General features: G+C 56.7%; 19 protein-coding genes. 5 read left to right on the top strand and 14 right to left on the bottom strand.

All coding sequences use genetic code 11. The features are described from left to right. Positions 1 to 122: 122 nt before the first annotated feature. Positions 123 to 1,337: an outer membrane beta-barrel protein gene (locus ABLO27_RS20480; RefSeq protein ID WP_353035272.1), complete on the bottom strand. Its 1,215-nt coding sequence runs from the start codon at positions 1,335 to 1,337 to the stop codon at positions 123 to 125. 444 nt (positions 1,338 to 1,781) lie between these two features. Between ABLO27_RS20480 and ABLO27_RS20475 the strand changes: the two genes are divergently transcribed. The 3 genes from ABLO27_RS20475 (at position 1,782) to ABLO27_RS20465 (ending at position 4,601) form a co-directional block, all read left to right on the top strand. Continuing rightward, positions 1,782 to 2,795 carry a KpsF/GutQ family sugar-phosphate isomerase gene (locus ABLO27_RS20475; protein WP_353035270.1) on the top strand — a complete coding sequence of 338 codons (1,014 nt, stop codon included), beginning with the start codon at positions 1,782 to 1,784 and terminating at the stop codon, positions 2,793 to 2,795. A gap of 157 nt (positions 2,796 to 2,952) precedes the next feature. Further along, a complete protein-coding gene (locus tag ABLO27_RS20470) occupies positions 2,953 to 3,720 on the top strand; it encodes a motility protein A (RefSeq protein WP_352942258.1) in 768 nt (255 codons plus the stop codon). Between the two features lie 26 nt (positions 3,721 to 3,746). Then, positions 3,747 to 4,601: a flagellar motor protein MotB gene (locus ABLO27_RS20465; RefSeq protein WP_353035268.1), complete on the top strand. Its 855-nt coding sequence runs from the start codon at positions 3,747 to 3,749 to the stop codon at positions 4,599 to 4,601. Between the two features lie 38 nt (positions 4,602 to 4,639). Here ABLO27_RS20465 and ABLO27_RS20460 read toward each other — a convergent pair whose 3' ends face one another. The 12 genes from ABLO27_RS20460 to ABLO27_RS20405 all read right to left on the bottom strand — a co-directional run bounded on the left by ABLO27_RS20460 (position 4,640) and on the right by ABLO27_RS20405 (position 17,716). Beyond that, the gene (locus ABLO27_RS20460; RefSeq protein WP_353035266.1) at positions 4,640 to 5,095 is read right to left on the bottom strand and encodes an NfeD family protein; all 456 of its coding nucleotides are present in this window, start codon (positions 5,093 to 5,095) and stop codon (positions 4,640 to 4,642) included. Beyond that, positions 5,092 to 6,087 carry an SPFH domain-containing protein gene (locus ABLO27_RS20455; protein ID WP_353035264.1) on the bottom strand — a complete coding sequence of 332 codons (996 nt, stop codon included), beginning with the start codon at positions 6,085 to 6,087 and terminating at the stop codon, positions 5,092 to 5,094. Before ABLO27_RS20455 ends, ABLO27_RS20460 begins: the two co-directional genes overlap by 4 nt. 218 nt (positions 6,088 to 6,305) lie before the next feature. Beyond that, positions 6,306 to 7,385: a ferrochelatase gene (hemH, locus tag ABLO27_RS20450; RefSeq protein ID WP_353035262.1), complete on the bottom strand. Its 1,080-nt coding sequence runs from the start codon at positions 7,383 to 7,385 to the stop codon at positions 6,306 to 6,308. Positions 7,386 to 7,554: 169 nt separating this feature from the next. Continuing rightward, positions 7,555 to 8,793, bottom strand: a complete 1,239-nt coding sequence (locus tag ABLO27_RS20445) for a phenylacetate--CoA ligase family protein (protein ID WP_353035260.1) — start codon at positions 8,791 to 8,793, stop codon at positions 7,555 to 7,557. A 25-nt stretch (positions 8,794 to 8,818) separates the two neighbouring features. Further along, positions 8,819 to 9,673, bottom strand: coding sequence for an ABC transporter ATP-binding protein (locus ABLO27_RS20440; RefSeq protein WP_353035259.1), 855 nt, complete (start codon positions 9,671 to 9,673; stop codon positions 8,819 to 8,821). Between the two features lie 57 nt (positions 9,674 to 9,730). Beyond that, complete coding sequence (locus ABLO27_RS20435; protein ID WP_353035258.1) at positions 9,731 to 11,062, bottom strand: ABC transporter substrate-binding protein; 1,332 nt, start codon at positions 11,060 to 11,062, stop codon at positions 9,731 to 9,733. Between the two features lie 109 nt (positions 11,063 to 11,171). Next, positions 11,172 to 12,248: a branched-chain amino acid ABC transporter permease gene (locus ABLO27_RS20430; RefSeq protein WP_353035257.1), complete on the bottom strand. Its 1,077-nt coding sequence runs from the start codon at positions 12,246 to 12,248 to the stop codon at positions 11,172 to 11,174. 13 nt (positions 12,249 to 12,261) lie between these two features. Next, on the bottom strand, positions 12,262 to 13,215 hold the full coding sequence (locus ABLO27_RS20425; protein WP_353035256.1) for a branched-chain amino acid ABC transporter permease: 954 nt from the start codon (positions 13,213 to 13,215) through the stop codon (positions 12,262 to 12,264). Between the two features lie 14 nt (positions 13,216 to 13,229). Beyond that, positions 13,230 to 14,057, bottom strand: a complete 828-nt coding sequence (locus ABLO27_RS20420; protein ID WP_353035255.1) for an ABC transporter ATP-binding protein — start codon at positions 14,055 to 14,057, stop codon at positions 13,230 to 13,232. Continuing rightward, positions 14,054 to 16,039: an AMP-dependent synthetase/ligase gene (locus ABLO27_RS20415; RefSeq protein WP_353035253.1), complete on the bottom strand. Its 1,986-nt coding sequence runs from the start codon at positions 16,037 to 16,039 to the stop codon at positions 14,054 to 14,056. The genes ABLO27_RS20420 and ABLO27_RS20415 overlap by 4 nt, the downstream gene beginning before the upstream one ends. Before the next feature lie 365 nt (positions 16,040 to 16,404). Then, the gene (locus ABLO27_RS20410; RefSeq protein WP_353035252.1) at positions 16,405 to 17,370 is read right to left on the bottom strand and encodes an esterase; all 966 of its coding nucleotides are present in this window, start codon (positions 17,368 to 17,370) and stop codon (positions 16,405 to 16,407) included. 1 nt (position 17,371) lies between these two features. Next, positions 17,372 to 17,716 carry a hypothetical protein gene (locus tag ABLO27_RS20405; RefSeq protein ID WP_353035251.1) on the bottom strand — a complete coding sequence of 115 codons (345 nt, stop codon included), beginning with the start codon at positions 17,714 to 17,716 and terminating at the stop codon, positions 17,372 to 17,374. Between the two features lie 377 nt (positions 17,717 to 18,093). Here ABLO27_RS20405 and ABLO27_RS20400 point away from each other — a divergent pair, with 377 nt between their 5' ends. Further along, positions 18,094 to 18,621 carry a hypothetical protein gene (locus tag ABLO27_RS20400; protein ID WP_353035249.1) on the top strand — a complete coding sequence of 176 codons (528 nt, stop codon included), beginning with the start codon at positions 18,094 to 18,096 and terminating at the stop codon, positions 18,619 to 18,621. Between the two features lie 73 nt (positions 18,622 to 18,694). On the opposite strand, the gene ABLO27_RS20395 is transcribed toward ABLO27_RS20400, so the two are convergent. Beyond that, positions 18,695 to 19,189, bottom strand: coding sequence for a hypothetical protein (locus tag ABLO27_RS20395; protein WP_353035247.1), 495 nt, complete (start codon positions 19,187 to 19,189; stop codon positions 18,695 to 18,697). Positions 19,190 to 19,376: 187 nt separating this feature from the next. Here ABLO27_RS20395 and ABLO27_RS20390 point away from each other — a divergent pair, with 187 nt between their 5' ends. After that, positions 19,377 to 21,320: a PAS-domain containing protein gene (locus tag ABLO27_RS20390; RefSeq protein ID WP_353035246.1), complete on the top strand. Its 1,944-nt coding sequence runs from the start codon at positions 19,377 to 19,379 to the stop codon at positions 21,318 to 21,320. The last annotated feature ends 6 nt before the right edge of the window (positions 21,321 to 21,326 follow it).

The following is a 21,326-nucleotide window of genomic DNA, read 5'->3' as shown; positions in this document are numbered from 1 at the left end:
AAAACGAAAACATCACGCTGGCAGTTATCCGTCCAAAGCTCCGCATAGGGGCCTCCTTACGCCCTGGTCCGTATCAATATCTGCTCCCAACCCATGAATGATTTGTTCAGGTTACCGTGTAGTTAATGCCGGAACCGAAGGCCTGCTTCAACTGAGTTTTCCGTGTAGTCGCTTCCGTCTTCGGAACTGTCGAAACGTCGATGGGTATAGTTGGCAGTGAGAGCCACGTTCCGGGTCAGGGCAAAAGTCAGCCCTCCGAAACCGCTCAAAGTGCTTTCCTGGATGGAAACACCTTCATAGTCGCGAAAGCTGTATCCGAGGCCGGTTTCGCCGACGAAACGGTCGCTGAAGGCATGCGCCAGCCTGATGTCGCCCGAATAGATGATCGACCCGCTGGAGCCGTCGATATCCGTCGCTTCAAAGCGGGTTCCAACGCCTGCCGTGACAGTGGTCAGACGACTTGGGGACCAGACTAGAGAGCCGTCAACAATCAGACCGGACAGATTGTCCAGGCGGCCGTCTTCCACGTCCTCGATCCGCCAACCAACGCCGAGTTCGCCGGTGACCTTGGGGCCGGATGCAATCGTCACACCGCCACTGAGCTGGTAACCGTTGGCATTGCGTTTTTCGCAAATACTGTCGCTGCACGTATCATCGTAACGGCGCAGCAACAGCGCACCTTCGACAAAGGGTGACAGGACGCCACCAGCATTGCCGTCAAGCCTTAGTCCTGCTGAGTACAACGTGTTGTTGCGGCCACTTTCCGAAATTCCTCCATCGGATGTGTAGACACTCCGGTCCGCGCCCAACGAAGCAGTGGCTGCAACGAGGCCAATCCGCCGGGTGCCTCTGAGGCTGCCTGAAAGCTGCTGAATATGATCCGTGCCTGACGAAGATTCGGCGCTACCGTCTTCTTCTCTGGTGTAGGAATATGCAACGCCTGTTGTCACCTGCGTTGCCTCGCTGACATCAAGACGCAGGTTAGCGGCCGCTGCAACCGAGCCGTCATTGTCATCCGAATTCTGCGGATATCCGGTGTAAGTGCCTCGGAATGAGGCATCGAACTGGTGGCGCGTCCAATCCGACCTCAACGACAGATCCGGAGAAATCCGGTATAGACCGCCAGATCCTCCCGAAGCCGACTGCGACGTGTTGTCCGTCCAGCCTGTGGACAATCCCAGTTGCGGCGTAAAGGTAAAGGACCCAAGGCGGATGCCTTCCGGAGCATCAAACGTGGTGTCGCCGCCAAAGACGCTGTCGTCTATTCCTGATCCCGACAAGGGTTGAGACCGGCTCACAGCCGCAATTCGGTCGGAAAATGGGCGAACAGGAGCCACTCTGCCGTCGGTCCCAAGTCCACTCGAACCAGTCTCGGCCTCGGCGGAGTTCAACGTCTGCCTGAGGGAAAAAACGTTGGATTGCGTGGGGTTAACCCTACCATCGTTCGCGCGTTGATCTGACGCGTCAGCCGAGTTGAGAGCGCTTTCGGGGTCTCCTGTCCCGCGCAGATCCGATAAAGCCGTTTGCGCAGCCGAAGGGGTGGCCTGGATTGCGGCGAAACAAATTATCAGGTGCACGATGCGGCGCATTTAGTTCCAGAACCGGTCGAAATCTTGATCCGGTCCAAACTGACGAAGGATGGTTAATCCTTCGTTTCTTTCTTGCAAATTGACAGGCAGCAAAAACTCGCCAAATTTAATCCTTTTAATGCATCACGTCTTCTTGATCCGCGAGAAAGAGTGGCCTAGTCCTAGGCACTCCTGAAAAATAAGAAATGTTCCATGGCCAATCCATTGCTTGACCCCACTTCCGAAAATGACACAAACGCAGCCTCAAAATGGCTGGTCTCGGCGGAAAGAACGCTAGAAACCGAGATTGCAGGGTTGAGTGCGGTCAGAGCTGCCTTGAAGGATGGACTCGGTAGCCCGTTTCAACAAACCTGCGAGCTCATTCAAAAGAGCCGAGGCCGGGTCATCATTACAGGCATCGGCAAAAGCGGGCATATTGGAACGAAGATTGCCGCGAGCTTTGCATCGACTGGTACGCCTTCTTTCTTTGTTCACGCAAGTGAAGCCAGCCACGGCGACCTAGGCATGGTCACCGAACACGACGTGGTTCTGGCCCTGTCCTGGTCCGGAGAAACCCAGGAACTGGCCAGTATCGTCAACTATTCTCGCAGGTTTAAGGTTCCGCTCGTTGCAATCACGTCCCGAAACGACAGCACATTGGGTAAGGCCGCCGATATTGTCCTGAAGTTGCCGAGCGTCGCGGAGGCCTGCCCTCACGGGCTTGCACCCACGTCGTCCGCATTGGCTCAACTGGCTATCGGTGATGCTCTTGCGGTTGCTCTTCTGGAGGGCCGCGGCTTCACCGCGCAGGACTTCCGCGTGTTTCATCCTGGCGGTCGACTTGGGGCTAGCCTGAAATCGGCCAAGGACATCATGCATTCCGGTGAGCGGATGCCGCTGGTCCCCGCGAACGCCCCCATGAGCGAAGGCATCGTCTTGATGACCCAGAGGGGTTTCGGTGTTCTGGGCGTGGTTGACGAACTCAAGCAGCTCATTGGAATCATCACCGATGGTGATTTGCGTCGCCATGTCTCTTCCAACCTTTTGGAAAAGAGTGCGGGAGAGATCATGACGCCGTCGCCCAAAACGGTGTCACCGGATACACTGTCCGCCTCGATCCTGGAACTCGTTAACAGCCTTTCGATCACATCGGTCTTCGTAATCGAGGACGGACATCCGGTCGGTATTGTCCACCTTCATGATCTGCTGCGGATCGGCGCTGCCTGACACCCGGTCCGTTTCCATATTGCATGCGCTCGTTTCAGAAAAAGTGTCTTTTCTGAGATAGGTGAGTAGCATCATTAGGATTTGATTAGCCTTAACGCATTTAAACTGCACCAGAGTTTCATCGGCCTGAGGCCGCAAACCCTGGTGTGTGTACAGAATGGATCTGGCGACTCTAATCGGCATTCTTGGTGCGTTTGGCATTGTCACGACCGCTATTTTTCTTGGCGGCAGTTTTGGTCAGTTCATTGACGTGCCTTCGATGCTGATCGTTATCGGTGGTGGTCTGGCCGCCACATTGATCCGCTTTCAGCTTTCCGACATTGCAACCGCCTTTGTAACGGGATTCAAAGTCGCGCTCGCGGGCCGGAACGCTTCTCCTCGCGATCTGATCTCCGAAATCACCAACCTGGGCGAAATCGTTCGCAAGTCCGGACCGCTCGGCCTGGAAAACGTCGATGTATCGGACCCGGTGCTGGCAAAGGGTGTTCAATACATTGCCGACGGCTATGAGCTCGAGTTCATCAGGGAGGCGATGGAGCGCGAACGCGATCTGCAATTGTCCCGTCTTTCCGAGGGCAAACGCGTCTTCAAGGCGCTTGGCGATTCGGCCCCTGCCTTCGGCATGATCGGAACGCTCGTAGGTCTGGTTCAGATGCTTGCGAATATGGACGACCCGGCGGCCATTGGCCCTTCCATGGCTGTCGCGCTTCTGACAACTCTCTATGGCGCCTTGGTCTCGAACATTATCTGCTTGCCGCTGGTCGACAAGCTTGATGCAAAATTCGATGTCGACGAACTGAACCAGACCCTGATCATCGATGGCGTCTGTCAGATCAGAGAATCCAAGAGCCCTGCCCTCATCAAGGAAATGCTGGTGGCGTATCTGCCTGAAAAAGCACGCGCTGACCTCGCAGAAGCCGCCTAGGGCAAAGAAGAACCGGACGATCAACAATGGCAAAGAAAAAACAGGAAGGCGGCGGCGGAGCTCCCGATTGGCTTGTAACCTTCGCGGACCTTATGTCCCTGCTCGTCTGTTTCTTCGTTCTGATCATTTCCTTCTCCATCCAGGACAAGGAAAAACTGCAGGTCGTCGCCGGTTCCATGCGCGAAGCCTTCGGCGTGAAGGACAGCTCCCGCAAGACCGGGATCATCGAAGTCGAAGGTATCCCGATCCGCGATTACATGAAGGACATCAGCCAGGTCGAACAGGAGATGGATTCCGACTTTGCACAGGAGCGTCACGAGAAGAGACGCAAGCAAGGACCCGAAGCCAACACCAACGACACGCTGGAAGCCGACATCGAAAAGCCCCGCCAGTTTGCAACGGCTGCGGCTTCCTTGCGCCAGGCGTGGCAGGAAATGCCTGAAATCACCGAGATATCCAGCAATATCATTCTGGAAGAGTCTGACGAGGGCTTGAACATCATGCTGGTTGATCAGGATGGTCGCTCGATGTTCAGGGAAGGGTCCAAATATCCCTATGAAACCACGCGCCGTCTGATCGCAAAAATGGCGCCGGTTCTGGCAAAAATGCCTAATCGCATTGAAATCACGGGACATACGACCGCTGGACGTCCAACCACGAACCCGAGTTACACCGGTTGGGATCTTTCCAGCGAACGCGCCAACATCGCCCGGCAGATCCTGGCAGAATACGGCGTTCCGGAAGATCAGTTCTTCGCCGTCGTCGGCAAGTCGGACACCGAACCGCTCTTTCCGAACGACCCCTATCTTGCGGCGAACAGGCGTGTCGGAATTCTGCTGATGGCGGAAGAACCGCCGATCCCGCCAGGTCACAAGCCCTGATCGGTTCGGCGGATCTGTTTCAGCAAATCGACCTCAATTCAATCGACCGGGCTAACCACCAGCCGGGCACCGTCAATTGATTCAACACGCACCTTTGTGCCTGCCGGCAGGTCCGGACCGGTAATCCGCCAGATCGTGTCATCAATCGAGAGATTGCCTGCACCTTCATTCAAAGGGGTCGCCAACGTAAATTCCCGTCCGATATAGCGGCTCCCCCGCTTGTTCAGGCCAGGATCACCTCTTTCAGATGCCATGCGCGCCATCATGCGCCGGCCGACGAGCAGGCTGACCAATGACAGGACCAGGAACAGGGCGACATGAACCTGCCAGGATAGTCCGAGTGTCAGCGCAACCACCCCGACAACCAGTGCCGACAGACCGAACCACAGGAAAATGGTCCCCGGAGCCAGGATCTCCAGACCCAACAGGATGAGCCCAAGAACAAACCAGCTCCACGGACCCAGCGCTGCAATTGTGCTTTCAACCAGGCTCACGCATTGCCTCCATTCGATGGTCCGGTATCAGGAATCCGGGAGGCCGTCCGGTTGGTTTTGGCATCCTCGCCAAAGGCCTCCTTGGCGATTTCCCCAATACCACTCAAGGCTCCCAGCAACGATGTGGCTTCCATCGGCAGGATAAGAGTCTTCTGATTGCGCGAAGTCGCCAGTTCCTTGAAAGCTTCGACATATTTGTTGGCAACGAAGTAGTTGATCGCCTGAACGTCGCCGGCAGCAATCGCCGCGCTCACCATCTGGGTGGCCTTGGCCTCGGCTTCTGCCTCTCTTTCGCGCGCCTCCGCGTCGCGGAAGGCTGACTCGCGGCGACCTTCAGCTTCAAGAATGAGCGACTGCTTTTCACCTTCCGCCTTCAGGATCTCCGACTGCCGCTTCCCTTCCGCTTCAAGAATGGAGGCGCGTTTTTCACGTTCGGCTTTCATTTGCCGCGCCATGGCATCCACAAGGTCACGCGGAGGATTGATGTCCTTGATTTCGATACGGGTAATCTTGATACCCCAGGGCTCCGCCGCGGCATCGACAACCCTCAGGATCTGTGCGTTGATTTCATCGCGGTTGGACAGAAGATTATCCAGATCCATGGAGCCCATCACCGAGCGAATATTGGTCATGGTCAGGTTCAGGATAGCGTTCTGCAGACCCAGGACTTCATAGGCGGCACGCGCTGCATCAAGCACCTGATAGAAGGTGACCCCGTCGGCTGTGACGGTGGCATTATCCCGGGTAATGACTTCCTGGGAAGGAACGTCAAGAACCTGTTCCATCATGTTCAGCTTGTGGCCGATCCGATCGACGAACGGGACGATGAAATTCAGTCCCGGTGACAAGGTCTTCCGATATCTGCCAAATCGCTCAATCGTGTAATTGTAGCCTTGCGGTACAGTTTTCACACCCGCAAAGATAATGAGAATGACCAGCACCAGTAGGCCGATCAGGAAGATATCAAATCCCGTAAATCCATCAATTGGCATGAACGTCTCCCGCAATGTTTGGGTCTGCCCTGAATCGTGCGGCAACTATGCGCTGTTTCACCCAACTGATCCAGCGCTATCGCCGTGCGCACAGAACGGCTCCCGGATACGCACACGTATCCGGCAACAATTCAAAACAGACCCTTAAAATATGGGGACCCTCGTCACTTCTTACGAGGACAATTGCCTGCCATCCTTAACACCGGCTTGCAGGTTGATCAGACCCAGCCACCTAGTTCGCGGCGAACGATGTGGGCAATGACATCCATTCCGAGCTCACTGTCATTCAGACAGGGAATATGACTGAAGTTGTCGCCACCGTTTTCCTCGAAGATCTCACCGGCCTCCCCGGCAATCTCTTCCAGCGTTTCCAGGCAGTCAGCCACGAAGCCCGGATTCATGACGGCAACATTCTTCACGCCGTCTTTCGCAAGCTGTTCGACAGTCTTGTCGGTATAGGGCTGCAGCCATTCCTCAGGACCGAAACGCGATTGAAAGGTCACCCGCAGTTTTTCCTTGTCCCAGCCGAGAACGTCGCGCATCAGACGCGTGGTCTTCATGCAGTGGCAGTGGTAGGGGTCGCCCTTCTTGAAATAGGATTGCGGTATGCCGTGATAGGACGTCAGGACAACATCCGGCTCGAAATCGAGACTGTCCAGATGCTGCTCGACTGACTTTGCCAGCGCCTTCACATAGACAGGATCGTCATGATAAGGCGGCACCGTCCGAATAGCCGGTTGCCACCGCATGTCCAGAAGCGTCTTGCAAACCACATCATTGACCGTAGCCGTCGTGGTTGCTGAATATTGCGGGTAGAGTGGAAATACTAGGATGCGGTCGCAGCCATCTTCCTTCAGAGCTTTCAGCTTGTCTGGAATGGAGGGCTGGCCATAGCGCATGGCCCAATCGACCTTCAATCGACCGCTTTCGCCCCCAAGCATCTGCGCAAGCTTGTCGGATTGGCTGCGGGTTATGGTGCGAAGTGGCGATTCGTTCTTCTCGTGGTTCCAGATCTCATCATAGGCCTTTCCGGATTTGCCCGGGCGCGTCATCAACACGATGCCATAAAGAATCGGGTACCAGATCGCGCGTGGCCATTCGATCACACGCTTGTCGGACAGAAATTCCCTCAAGTACCGGCGCATCGGCCAGTAATCGGTCGCATCCGGCGTCCCCAGATTGACCAGCAGCACACCAACCTTGCCGCTCTTTGCCGGAGGATGGCCTTCCGGCAATTTTAACTTGCTGAATTCCGCAGCCTGATCGGAGGCAATGGGCGCGGTCGGTTGAACGGTCATGGGCTGGGTCGGTCCTTGCGCTTTTCTTCTTCTGTCGCACTACATAAGCCAAGCTGACGGGAAGGCCAATGCGGCATAGTCCATACGTTCAAGAAAACCGCCGGATCACCTGCTTGTTCATGTTCGCAAAAACTAACAAAACAGGTTTTCCAACCCCATAACGACCGAGTTATCCGTATTCACGCTCGTCCGCGATCACCTTACCATCATTTGGAAGTGCGCCTGCAGGTACAAGTTCAACGTCTCCCTTTAGACGCGTGATTTCCCGCAAGGTCGCAGCTACACGCTCTGAAAGATCGTTTTCCGTCCGTTCCGTTTCGACCGAGAGTGTCATCGCATCCGTTTCGCCCCGTCTGCTGACGGCGAGGCGCGCCTTGGTGACTTCCGGATGGGCGGCAACGATCTGCGCAATCTGCGCAGGGTCGATGAACATACCTTTTACTTTGGTGCGTTGATCGGCACGGCCCATCCAGCCCGCAAGCCGCATGTTGGACCGTCCGCACGCAGATTGACCCGGTATGATCTTCGACAGGTCTCCGGTCGCGAACCGGATCAACGGATAGAGGCTGTTGAAGTTGGTAACCACCAGTTCACCGACCTCGCCGTCGGCAACAGGTTCACCCGTACCTGGCCTGACAATTTCAACGATGTAGTCCTCATTGACGACCATGCCTTCCTTTGCCTCGGTCTCGTAGGCAATGACGCCGAGATCCGCCGTCGCGTAGCATTGTCCAACCTGAATACCCTGATCCTCGTATTCCTTGCGCAGGGACGGAAACAAGGCGCCGCCGGAAACCAGGGCTTTCTTGATGGAGGAGATATCACGGCCTTGTTCCCGTCCCCTGTCCAGGAGGATCTTCAGATAGTCGGGCGTTCCGACAAAGGCAGTCGGCTTCAACACCTCGACCGCTTCAACCTGTGTGTCCGTATTGCCGACGCCCGCTGGGAAAACGGTGCAGCCTAGCGCAATAGCCCCCTGATCAAGGATGAACCCTCCAGGTGTCAGGTGGTATGAAAATGCATTGAGAACAATATCCCCTTTTCTGAACCCGGCAGCAAAGAGACTGCGGGCTCCGTTCCAGGGGTCAAGACCAGGCGCCTGCGGTTCCCAGATGGGACCGGGCGACATGAAAACACGTGCCGCCTCTGACAGGTCACCGGCCAGATAGCCTCCAAATGGCGGATTTGCCTTCTGCTTGTTCAAGAGGTCTGATTTTCTCAGCATGGGCAAAGCGGCGAGCGCCGTCCGGTTCTGGACCGCACCAATGTCGCACCCGTCCAGATGCTCTGCCCACGCGGACGATTTCGAGGTCGCATGTGCCAGCAAATCCGGCAATCTGGCAAAAAGATCCTGTTCACGCTGAGCGGGATCTTGCCGCTCGCGCGCATCAAACTGATTGTCGCTCATGGTCGTCTCCGCCTGTTGCGGCCCTTTAGGCCAGCCAGCGCTTCCTTCGCTTGTAGTGTTTGACGTTCCGGAACGAGCGGCGGCCTTCGCCGCCAACGCCCAGATAGAATTCCTTCACATCCTCGTTTTCCCGCAGGGCCTTGGCGTCGCCATCCAGAACGATGCGACCTGATTCGAGGATGTAGCCGTAAGTCGCGTATTTCAGCGCCACATTGGTGTTCTGCTCCGCCAGCAGGAAGGAAACGCCTTCCTTCTCGTTCAGCTGACGAACGATTTCGAAAATCTCTTCCACAAGCTGGGGAGCCAGTCCCATGCTGGGTTCATCTAGCAGGATCATTTTCGGCCGGCTCATCAGCGCGCGGCCAATGGCGCACATCTGCTGCTCGCCGCCTGATGTGTAGCCTGCCTGGCTTTGGCGCCGTTCACGAAGGCGCGGAAAATAATTGTAGACCATCTCGAGGTCGGCCTTCACGGCGGCATGACCGTCTTTTCGGGTGTAGGCACCCGTCAGCAAGTTTTCTTCAATGGACAGGTGACCGAAACAGTGCCGCCCTTCCATCACCTGAATGCATCCCCGACGGACCAGATCGTTGGGTGACAGCGCCTGGACTTCTTCGTCATCAAACAGGATCTTGCCCTTGGTAACTTCACCACGCTCGGCGCCGAGCAGATTGGAAACAGCCTTCAACGTTGTCGTCTTGCCGGCACCATTCGCGCCCAGCAGAGCCACGATCCCGCCTTTCGGAACCGTCAGCGACACGCCTTTCAAGACGAGGATCACGTGATCGTAGATGACCTCGATATTGTTGACCGACAGGATCGTTTCCGCAGCTTCAGCTGCATTTTCCGAACCGGGTTGTTCTACATCCAGTAATGCCATTCCATACTCTCCTGAGAGGCTCCACCGCGCCTGATGCGCGATGGAGCGGACTGCCTATCAGTTCGGGCAGGGTTCGGTGCGCTTCGGCCACGGCGCGTTTTTCTCAGCGTATTCCGCAGCGGCCTGCTCAAGCAGCGGACGAACGAGGTCGGTCATCGGCTCGATCCAACCCGACGCCTGACGCCATTTCTTGCCGTCCCACTCCTGAATGAAGACAGGGTTGCTGCCGGAATGGTCTTCGCAGGTGACCTTCATCGGATGCGCAAAACCGGCAAGACCCAGTTCTTTCAGACGGGCCTCATCCAAGTTCAGGGCTTCCAGACCCATGCGCATGTCCTCGCCGGTAATCACCTTCTTGCCGGTCAGCTCCTGTGCTGTCCGGATGCCTTCGGCGATGATGACCGAGTTGAGAACGCCACGATTGTAGAGCGTGCCGCCAATGGTCTCCGCATCGGTGGAGGACAGACCAGCACCAACGACGTACTTGTCGATGTCGTCAAGTGCCGGGAAATCACGGCCGACACCGGAGAAGTTCATGGCCTTGTAGCCCTTGGCTCCTTCACCGCCAGCTGCAGCATCGTCATCGCCTGCGGACCACCAGACACCGATGAACTTGTCCATCGGGAAACGGATCTTCACAGCTTCCTTGATTGCGGTCGGGTTCATTGCACCCCAACCCCACATCACCATGTAGTCCGGGCGGTCACGACGCACGTTCAGCCACTGTGAGGACTGGTTCTGCATTTCCTTTACGCCAACCGGGTATTGCAGCAGCTCGAAGCCGTATTTTTCAGCCAGCTGCTCCAAGAGCGGGATCGGTTCGCGGCCATAACCGGCATCCAGGAAGATGTAGCCGATCTTCTTGCCCTTCAGGTTCTCAAGACCGCCTTCCTGCTCACCGATGTACTTGATGACCACGGACGCGCCGTCCCAGTAAGTGTCCGGCACGTTGAACACCCACGGGAAAGTGGAGCCGACCGCAGCGGCGGACAGGCCATAACCCATGGAAAGCACGGGGATCTTGTCAACGCCTGCCTTCGGGATCAGCTGAAGGGTGATACCGGTGGAATACGGATTGTAGACCAGCGCACCTTTGCCTTTGGTGGCCTCATAGCACTCAACGCCCTTTTGCGCGTTGTAACCGGTTTCGCATTCTTCCAGTTCCAGCTTGACGCCACCGATACCGCCATCGCGCTCGTTGAGCATCTGCAGATAGTCGTGCATGCCATTGGCAATATGAATGCCGGAAGCTGCAAACGGACCGGTCCGGTAGGTCAACAGCGGAACATAGTTGGTATCTTCTGCCTGAGCTGCTGTTGTTGCGAGGCCTGAAATGGCGACCCCGGCGGCAACAGCGGTTCCCAGCGCAAGTTGCTTTATGCTCTTCATATTACTCCTCCCATGCGGCCCCGGACCATCCGGCACCGCCAGACCTGTTGCGCCATTCCTCCCCGGATCGGTCCATTTTCCGGATGGCGGGTTCAAAGGACCGGTGTTCCTAGTAAGGGAACGGCCAGACCCTGAGCTTTTGTTTCCCGATCTGCCAGAGCCGGGCAAACCCGTGCGGTTCGACGATCAGGAAGAAGATGATCAAGGCGCCGACGATCATGAAGGTCACGTGTTCAACCGTTTCCGCCGCCAGATCGATGCCGAGAACACCCGGAATGAATTTCAGGAAGACAGGCAGGATCCAGATGAACGCCGCCCCCATGAAAGCCCCTCCGAGACTGCCCAATCCACCAAGGATCACCATGAACAGGATCTGGAAAGACAGCGAAATCGAATAGGATGAAGGTTCAGCAGCGTTCAGCCAGAAGAACACCATCATCGCGCCGGCGACACCGCAAATGTAGGACGAAACGGCGAAGGCCATCAGCTTTGTCTGCAACGGACGGATACCCATCAACTCGGCGGCGATATCCATGTCGCGGATCATCATCCAGGACCGGCCGATCCGTCCGCGAAGGACATTGGCCATCAGGTAGGCGATCGCGATCGTGATGCACAGAACGATGAAATAGCGCACGATCGGGGTGGCCTCCGCACCGGAGACAACGACACCAAAGGCTTCACGGTGCGGGACTTCGATCGCGCCGGAAGCGTTGTAATTATACAGCCACGGAATGCGGATAAAGCACCACTCAAGGAAGAACTGCGCTGCCAGTGTGGTCACCGCCAGATACAGCCCCTTGATGCGCAGGCTCGGCAGACCGAACACGGCCCCGATGGCAGCTGAAAACACACCTGACAGCAGCACCATCACGATGACGTTGGCGTCCGGAAAGATGGTCGTCAGCTTGTAGGCGGCATAAGCCCCTACCCCCATGAACGCACCGGTTCCAAGGGACAGCTGCCCACAGAACCCGGTCAGCACGTTCAGGCCGATCGCTGCCAGCGAGAACACCAGGAACGGGATCATGATGGAGGTGAGAAAGAAGTCATTGGCAAAGGCCGGGATGACGACAAAGGCAACAACCAGGATGACCGTCAGACCGATCCGGTCCTGCAGGATCGGCATGAGCGCCTGATCCGCCTTGTAGCTTGTCTTGAACTGGCCAGCTTCGCGATAAAACATGGGCGCTAGATCCTTAAATCCGCTCGATGATGCGTTCGCCGAAGAGGCCTTGAGGCCGGAACAGCAGGAAGATCAGGGCGATGATGTAGGCAAGCCACGACTCGATGCCGCCGCCGACCAGACCACCCCAGTAGAGTTCGCCGATCTTCTCACCAAAGCCGATGATCAGACCGCCGACGATGGCACCCGGGATCGATGTGAACCCGCCCAGGATCAGAACCGGCAGCGCCTTGAAGGCGACGATCTCCAGCGCAAAGGACACATCGGATCTCGCGCCCCACATGATGCCTGTCGCCAGCGCCACCAGGCCTGCGGCAAACCACACGATGGCCCAGATCTGGTTGAGCGAGATGCCGACCGACAGCGCAGCCTGGTGATCATCCGCCACTGCACGCAGCGCGCGGCCGATCCTGGTCTTGTTGAAGAAGATCCCCAGTGCCGTCACCATGATCACCGCGATCACGGCTGCCGCAATATCGATATGCTGCAGGATGATAAGCCCGCGCTCACCCATTTCGATAGCCGTCGATCCGGTCGGCAGACCGAGTTGCTCGGTGATCATCTGTTTCGGTTCGCCGCCGAAGACGAATTCACCGAATCCGATCAGGAAATAGGTCAGGCCGATGGTCGCCATCAGCAGGATGATATCGGGCTGGTTGACGAGCGGTCGCATGACGACCCTCTCCACCCCGTAGGCCAATACGCCCATGACCACGATGGTCAACGCCAATGCCAGGTAAGCCGGTATGCCGTTTTCATTGAGGCCGACCAGCGTCAGGCCGGCGAACACCACCATGATGCCTTGAGCGAAGTTGAAGACGCCTGAGGCCTTGAAGATCAGAACGAAACCGAGTGCGATCAGTGCGTAGAGAATTCCGGCAACGAAGCCTTCCCACAGAACCTGCAGGAAGAAGTCCGGCATGTCGTACATCTGTACGAAGGGATCGATGAAAATGTCGTATAGCATGTCCTGGTCCCTCCCTAGTGGCTCACGCCGAGATAAGCGTCGATCACGGCCTGGCTGGCCTGCACCTCTTCGGGTGGGCCGTCCGCGATTTTCTTGCCGTAATCGAGCACAACCACACGGTCGGAAAGATCCATGACAACGCCCATGTCGTGTTCGATCAGGGCAATTGTTGTGCCGAATTCCTGGTTCACGTCGAGAATGAACCGGCTCATGTCTTCTTTTTCTTCCAGGTTCATCCCCGCCATGGGCTCATCGAGCAGAAGCAGGTCCGGCTCCATGGCAAGCGCCCGGCCAAGTTCGACACGCTTTTGCAGTCCATAGGGAAGCCGCCCGACGGGCGTCTTGCGGATCGCCTGGATTTCCAGAAAGTCAATGATGTCTTCAACTTTCCGGCGATGTTCGATTTCTTCCTGTTCCGCAGGGCCACGCCACAGCAACTGCCAGAAGAAATTCCGGTGCATCTTCAGCGAACGACCCGACATGATGTTGTCGAGCGTGGTCATGCCCTTGAACAGTGCCACGTTCTGGAAGGTACGGGCGATTCCATTGCTGGCCGCCTCGTAGGGTTTCATCTTGCGGCGGACCTTGCCCTGCCAGGTGATGGTACCTTCCTGCGGGTGATAGAAACCGTTGATCACGTTCAGCATCGACGTTTTGCCGGCACCATTGGGTCCGATGATCGCCCGGATCTCGCCCTTCAGGATGTCGAACGAAATGTCGGTGATCGCTTTGACCCCGCCGAAGGACAGTGACACGTTGTCGACGCGCAGCAGTTCTTCGCGCTCCGCTTCATCTGCACTTCCGGCAGGAGAAAGCGTCTTGTCAGTTACAAAGGCGTTCATTCGGCAGCCTCCTGAATGCCCTTCTCCGCGTCATAGGCGTTCATGTCCCGGATTTCGACCTTTGCCTCGATTGCGCCCTTGCGGCCGTCCTCGAAGGTCACTTCCGTGCGGACATGCTTGGACGACGAGCCGTCATAGAGCGCTTCGATCAGTGGAGCGTAACGCTCTGCGATGAACGACCGGCGGACCTTCTGCGTCCGGGTCAACTCACCGTCATCCGCGTCCAGCTCCTTGTGCAGGATCAGGAAACGCTTGATCTGGGCGCCTGCCATCATCGGCTCCTGCGACAGGTCCCTGTTAACCTGATCGACATGACTTTCAATCATGGCGTAAACATCCGGATTGGCCGCCAGTTCCTGGTAGGATGCGTAGTTGACGTTGTTGCGTTCCGCCCAGGACCCGACAGCCGTCAGATCGATGTTGATGAACACAGCCGCAACATCCCGCTCGTGACCGAACGCGACCGCTTCCTTGATGTTCGGGAAGAACTTCAGCTTGTTCTCAATGTATTTCGGTGCGAACAGCGAGCCGTTGTTCAGCTTTCCGACATCCTTGGCCCGATCTATGATCTTCAGATGACCATTGTCGGCAATGATGCCCGCGTCGCCGGTATGAACCCAACCGTCAGGCGTCTTGGTTTTTGCGGTTGCCTCGTCATTCTTGAAGTAGCCGACAAAGACACCCGGCGAACGGTACATGACTTCGCCATTCTCCTCGATCTTCAGCTCGACATCAGGCGCTGGCTTGCCAACCGTATCGCCAAAGATCTCGCCGTCGGGCTGCAGCGTGATGTAAACGCTGGCTTCCGTCTGGCCGTAGAGCTGTTTCAGATTAAGACCGAGTGACCGATAAAACTGGAAAATCTCCGGTCCGATGGCTTCACCTGCAGTATAGCCAACCTTCATGCGGGTCAGACCCATGCGGTTTTTCAAGGGACCGTAAACGCAGAATTCGCCAAGCCTGTAGAGCAGCCGCTCCTTCAGGCCGACCTGTTCGCCGTTCAGGATCTTCTCGCCCACCTCGCGCGCAACACCCATGAAGTAGTCGAACATGGCACGTTTGGCTTTTCCGGCGTCCTCCATGCGTACCATAATCTGGGTCAGCATGTTCTCAAAGACGCGCGGCGGTGCGAAGAAGTAGGTTGGAGCAATCTCAAGCCGGTCGGTGTCGATCGTATCCATACTTTCCGGACAATTGACGCAGTATCCGGCGGTGAAGGCTTGGGCGAGCGAAAAGACGTGGTCACCGATCCAGGCCATCGGCAGGTAGGCGAGCACTTCCTCGGTTTCATCCAGGTGATCGAACACATTGGCGTTTCTGGCCGAGATCACCAGATTGTCGAAGGACAGCATGACACCCTTAGGCCGGCCGGTGGTGCCGGAGGTATAGAGCATGACGGCGATGTCGCTGCCCTTGCCGCCCGCAAAACCTTTTTCCCATTCACCCGCGAGTGTGGGATCCTTCGCCAGCAGGTCCCGGCCTTTGTCCTGCACGGCGGCATAATCATGCAGATGCGTGTGATCGTAGTCCCGCAGCCCGCGCTGCTCGTCGTAGATGACGTCGGTCAGGCTCGGAACTTCTTCCGACATCGACAAGAGCTTGTCGACCTGTTCCTGGTCTTCGACGACGGCGAATTTGACCTCCGCATGACCAAGCACATAGGCCATTTCTTCGGCAACACTGTCCGAATAGACGGGCACGGGAACAGCTCCCAGCGCCTGGCACGCAACCATGGCCCAATAGAGCCGTGGCCGGTTCGCCCCGACGATGGCAACCTTGTCCCCGGCACTCAGACCGAGACTTTTCAATCCGATGGAAAACGCGCGGATTTCTTCACACACCTGGGACCACGTCCGGCTCTGCCAGATCCCGTAGTCCTTCTCCCGGAACGCAGTCCGGGTCCCGAAAACCTTCGCATTCTGCATCAGGATTTTCGGAAAGGTGTCCTCCTCACGCGGTGAAGCGCTGGCCGACCCTACCATGTATCGTTTCTTCCCCTAAAGCATCCTGCGTCCGGAGGAACGCAAGCCCAGATGCTCTAATAATCTCTTGTCGATCAGTGTTCCGACTTGCCACGCACATGTGGAAAGGCAGGTTGATCTGGAAGGCGCCCCAATTATTAGGGGTCGTTCTTTCACCGGGTATGAAACTATCTGCCGCCCGAACCTTCAACCGCTAATTTGTGAAGTTTCAAACGATATCCTCGTCTCGTTCCCGTTGAATTGAAGGCTAGACCGGGTGATTTTCAGCAATATGTGTCAAACATGTCGAATTGTTTCATTTGCGCTGCATGTGCGAAAGAACAGTTCAGGACAGTTTCAAGTGGCTAATGTTATCTGTGACTTAGCTACTGGCTCTTGATCCAGGACAGAATTTTTCCTGCAACAATTTCACAGTTCCGGTCCATCATCGGCAAATGGGAATTGCCGTGAATGCCCTCGGCCGGAAGGTCCAGAAGATCGACCCGACCACCGGCGCCCGACAATTTCTCGATGTAGTCCTTCACCACTTGCCGGTAGGCGACCCAGGTCGGCAACCGTTCCATGTTGTCGCCCCAGACGAAGAGATGCGGAACTCTCTCCGCGTGCCCCATGTCGGGCGGTGCGGCGGCCGGTTCGATCACGACCACACCTTTGAAAAGTTCAGGTAGAGATGCGACTGCCTCGAGAGCCAGGTTCCCGCCCTGGCTGTGTGCAATCAACCAGACGGGACCGACGCGGCGAAGCACGTCATAGTAGGCCTCCAGACTTTCGCTGCCGTGGTCCGTCCATCGCGGTACGAGCTGAGCTCCAAATGCGTCAAAACTCTCAACCGGAAACTGACTGCCGGGGAAGGGCCTGCGCTCGGACGGGTCGTGAACATAAGACCCCTGCTCGCCGATACGAAACATGTACCAGGCTTCGTCCTGGGTGCGGAAGATGGGAGCAGAGCTGTAAATGCCCGGATAGGGAGACCATCCGGCGCGCCCGCGTTCCATGGCATCGCAGACATAGGTATCGAACCCGGCATTCAGGAAGAAGTTGCGCCATCCCGGACGCCCGTCCGGCGTGGTTTCCCAGGTTACCCCTGTCATTGCCCCACCATGCCAGAACATCACAGGGGCATCGAACGCCGGCGACACTTGTCGAACATACTGCACGTAGCACTGGCCGGTCACATAATCGCCGTTCATATCAACCATGCGCGAAGGACCGTTCCTGGCGACCTGTATCTGCCTCTTCGGCTGACCGGTCAGCGTCACGATGCGTCCTCCGGCAAAGAAGCAACCAATGTCGCGGATGTGAACACCGGATTGGGACGGCATGTCCGTCATCTCATCCCTCCCCTTCAACATCCAGGGCATGCAGCATTGCCTGGTCGATATCGAACGCGCGGATGCGCACACCGGCAGCGAGCGCCTTCAGCATCACCTCTGCAATCGCCTCCATCGCCTGTGCCACCACTTCTCGGGTACGATGTTCCTTGGCCCGAAACTGCATGTCCACATAGACGGGCTTTGGTGTGCAATGGATCGATGCGCACATGATGACCTGGCAATGATCCGGGTCGGCCAACAGAACCTCGCGCATCATGCGCTCGAGCCCTTCCTGAATCCGGGTCCGATTGGCACGGACCAACGGATCCAGTTTGTCGTCATAGAAAATCTTGAGTATCGGCATGCTGCAATTCTCACCTTGAAGAAGATCAGGTCGCAAAAGCGACAAGGCGAAAAACAGGCTACCACAACCGGCACACGCTGGATCCGCTCGCTATCGCCCTCTTTCCAAGCAGGTCGACGGTGAGCAGATCTTTTGAACGCAATCAATGAACTGGCTGCGTCTCCTTTTTCAGACTGACGTCGAGCATCGTTTCCCGCCCCATGTCTCCAAGCACATTTGCAAGGAACCAGGCAGGGAGAGACTCCTGCAAAAGCCGTTTACTTTGAGCACCTGCCCACGTCATCTCCGGCACTGAGCTGGCGTGTTCAATTCGATCATTGCAGCATTCGTTGTTAGTTTAGTGTCAGGTCTATACAGAAAGTATGCGGTGCCCGAAGATGTCACTCAGCAGCGAACAGTCAATCAGCATTCTCAGAGATGCATTGGCTGAGGTGCAGGCCACCATTCGAGCTTACGATACCAAGGCGCAAATCGTCGGTGTCGGTTATGTGTTTGCCCTCGGAATTGTCGATTCGGTTGACCGTCTAGTTCCCAACGAATCCGAGATTGGGCTGTTCGGCATCGCATTGGCCTGGATGGTGGTGATACTTCCGATCCTTTTGTTCGGACACGTGCTCTATCCGTCGCGCAGAACAGCGCCCAAACTCGAAACGAATTCGGAAAAGCGGCCTGAATCCGTATTGTACCCGGACACCGTCCACCATGAGACCGTCGATGGGTACAGGCAGTCACTGGCCCGGTGCGACATGATTAATGAATACGCCTACGAAGTTCTGAGACTGTCCCAGCTCAGGGACATAAAACGACAACGCTTCGTGCGCGCGCTGTTTCTTGCTGCCGCGGCATTTATCTTCCTGTTCTCAGGTCAACTGATCAGAATGCACACGCTAGGCGGATTGACCTGATTTCGTCAGAAGGCTCTGACAATCCGGCCTTTCGCAAAGTCGCGGACGGATTCTCATCCCTTACAATGCCATATCACTTGCAGGAGATATCGACCTCATAGCGAACGTGTTCAGGATTGCCGTCGTCTGCCGGGAGCAGATCAATAACGCCGCGAGCATGCCTGAACGCACCCGTTCCGCCTAGAACAACCAGCTCGGTTTTCGGTGCCGATACTTTCGCACTGTCATGAATGTCATTTCTGGGCGTGTGGATACCGTCCGCAAGAATGCTGCCGTTGTCGAACAGAAAAAACATGCGCAGCAGGTTGTGGGAAGGCTTGCCATCATGATCGGGATCCAGCAGGGAGATTTTCCAGCGAACCTCACCGATCGGGCGCCCATCCTTGTCACCAATGATGCGTTCACCGACCCGGATATCGCCAATGCTGGGGCCTTTTTCGCCTTCGTCATGAGTCGTCACGACACGGCCATCCAGCGAAACGATCTCGAACGGCTCGCAGGTCGGAGTTTGTGCCAACAGGGCAGTCGGAAAAAGCAGTGAAATGAGAACGAGGCCAAGTCGTTTCATATCGGTCTCCCATTGATATCTTCCACTTATAAGAGAATACTTCTGATCAATGTGCAATATGGGTTGAGTTCACGTCCTGCCGTCCAGCCTCGCATATGCAGTTCCCTCCCCCAATCAGACTACTTTTCTCCAGTTCAGTCTCCGGAAGTTTTGATCTAATCTCCCCGCCATGGAGGAAACAAAGCACTTGAAGGCGCAGCTTGATCTGATGCAGGCAGCGCTGGATCACATCAATCAGGGCTTCACCGTCTTCGACGGCGACCTCAAGCTGGTCGCCTGGAACCGGGGACTGTCGGACATGCTCGACATGCCCCCGGAGATCATCCGCCGTGGTTCCCACCTGGAAGCGTTCATCCGGGTGAATGCCGAGCGCGGCGAATACGGACCTGGCGACATTGAGGGCAAGATTGCCCGCCGGATCGAACGGGCAAAGCTGTTCGAACCGCACTATTTTGAGCGCGTTCGGCCCAATGGCCAGATCATCGCCGTTTCCGGTACACCGCTGCCACAGGGCGGCTTTGTGACAATCTACTCCGACGTCACCGAGGACCGTCGCCGGCAGGAGAAGCTGGAACGCACGGTGGAAGAGCGCACCCGTGCGCTCAGGCAGAGCGAAGACTGGCTACGGCTTGTGACCGACAACATACCGGCGCTGATCGCCTATCTGTCTCCTGGCCCGGTTTTCCGGTTCGCCAACCGCCGTTATGCGGACTGGTTCGGGCAGTCGGTCGCCTCCATTGCCGGGCGCCCTGCCCCGGAAGTTGTCGGAGAGGAGCTGTTCAAGGAACTCCACCCACATATCGAACGCGCCTTCGAAGGCAAGGCGGTCAGCTATGAGTATCAGCGCAAACGGGCCGACGGCAGCACCGCCTTTATGCGTTCCACTCTGATACCCGACATGACTGTTGACGGCCGAACGCTCGGCATCTTCGTGTTGTCGCTGGACGCAACCGACCAAAAACAGGCAGAGGCAACGTTGGTGCAGTCTCAGCGCATGGACGCAGTCGGAAAACTGACAGGCGGCCTCGCACATGACTTCAACAACCTGCTTGCAATTCTGATGGGCAACCTGCTGACCGTCAGCAGGATGGAAGACCCGATCGACAAGAATGCGCTCGACAGGAAGCTCTCACCCATGCTGGAGGCAACCAAGCGGGGAACCGATTTGATCCAGCGTCTGCTGGCCTTCAGCCGAGGCAAGGCAATCGACCCCCAAACCGTTTCGCTGGCACAGATCATCGCGAGTGCAGGCAAGCTGTTGGATGGGTCGTTGCCTTCGACAATCACCCTGGAAACCGATGCGTCCGACGTTGGCATTGGCGCACGGATCGATCCAACACAGATGGAAACGGCGCTGATCAACCTGGCTTTCAACGCTCGCGATGCCATGCCGGACGGAGGATCACTTCGTATCTCCCTTTCCAGGACCGAGTTGAACAAGCAGGACGCAGAAGAACTGGGTCTCTCGGGCGGATCGTATGCACAAGTTACCGTGGAAGACACCGGCAGCGGTATGGATGACGAGACGAAGTTGCGGATCTTCGAACCGTTTTTCACCACCAAGAACTTCGGCACCGGCAGCGGCCTCGGTCTTTCGATGGTCTATGGCTTCATTCACCAGTCCGGCGGCGCGATCAAGGTCGAAAGTGACCCGGGCAAGGGCACCCGGCTTGCACTGTTCCTGCCTTTTCAAACGCTTGACGAGGCTGGCCTCGATGGTTCGGAGACATCCTGCCGGGGCGATCTGAAGCGCGGTGACGGCGAACTTCTTCTGCTGGTTGAGGATGATCCGGACGTCGCCAACACGGTCACGGATCAGCTGCAAAATCTCGGCTACACGGTGCTGCGCGCCGAAAGCGCGGAAGACGCACGCAATCTGGCATTTGAGCTGCCCGAGCTGCGAGCCGTGCTCAGCGACATCATCATGCCGGGACAGATGAACGGTCTGGCGCTTGCCCGAGAGATCCGCCAGAAACGGCAGGATCTAGGCATCGCGCTGATGTCCGGTTACGCGGACTGGTCGGCGCTTGCCGGACAGGATGACTACAGTGAATTTCCGGTCTTGGCGAAACCGTTTGCAGATGATCAACTGGCAGATACCCTGCAGAAAATTCTCTTCCCGAGCACTTGAGGACCA

Origin of the sequence: Roseibium sp. SCP15, assembly GCF_040329435.1 — a bacterium.
Classification (GTDB): Bacteria; Pseudomonadota; Alphaproteobacteria; order Rhizobiales; family Stappiaceae; genus Roseibium.
Note: the sequence above shows the minus strand (reverse complement) of the source record. Positions and strands in the feature narration are given on the sequence as shown.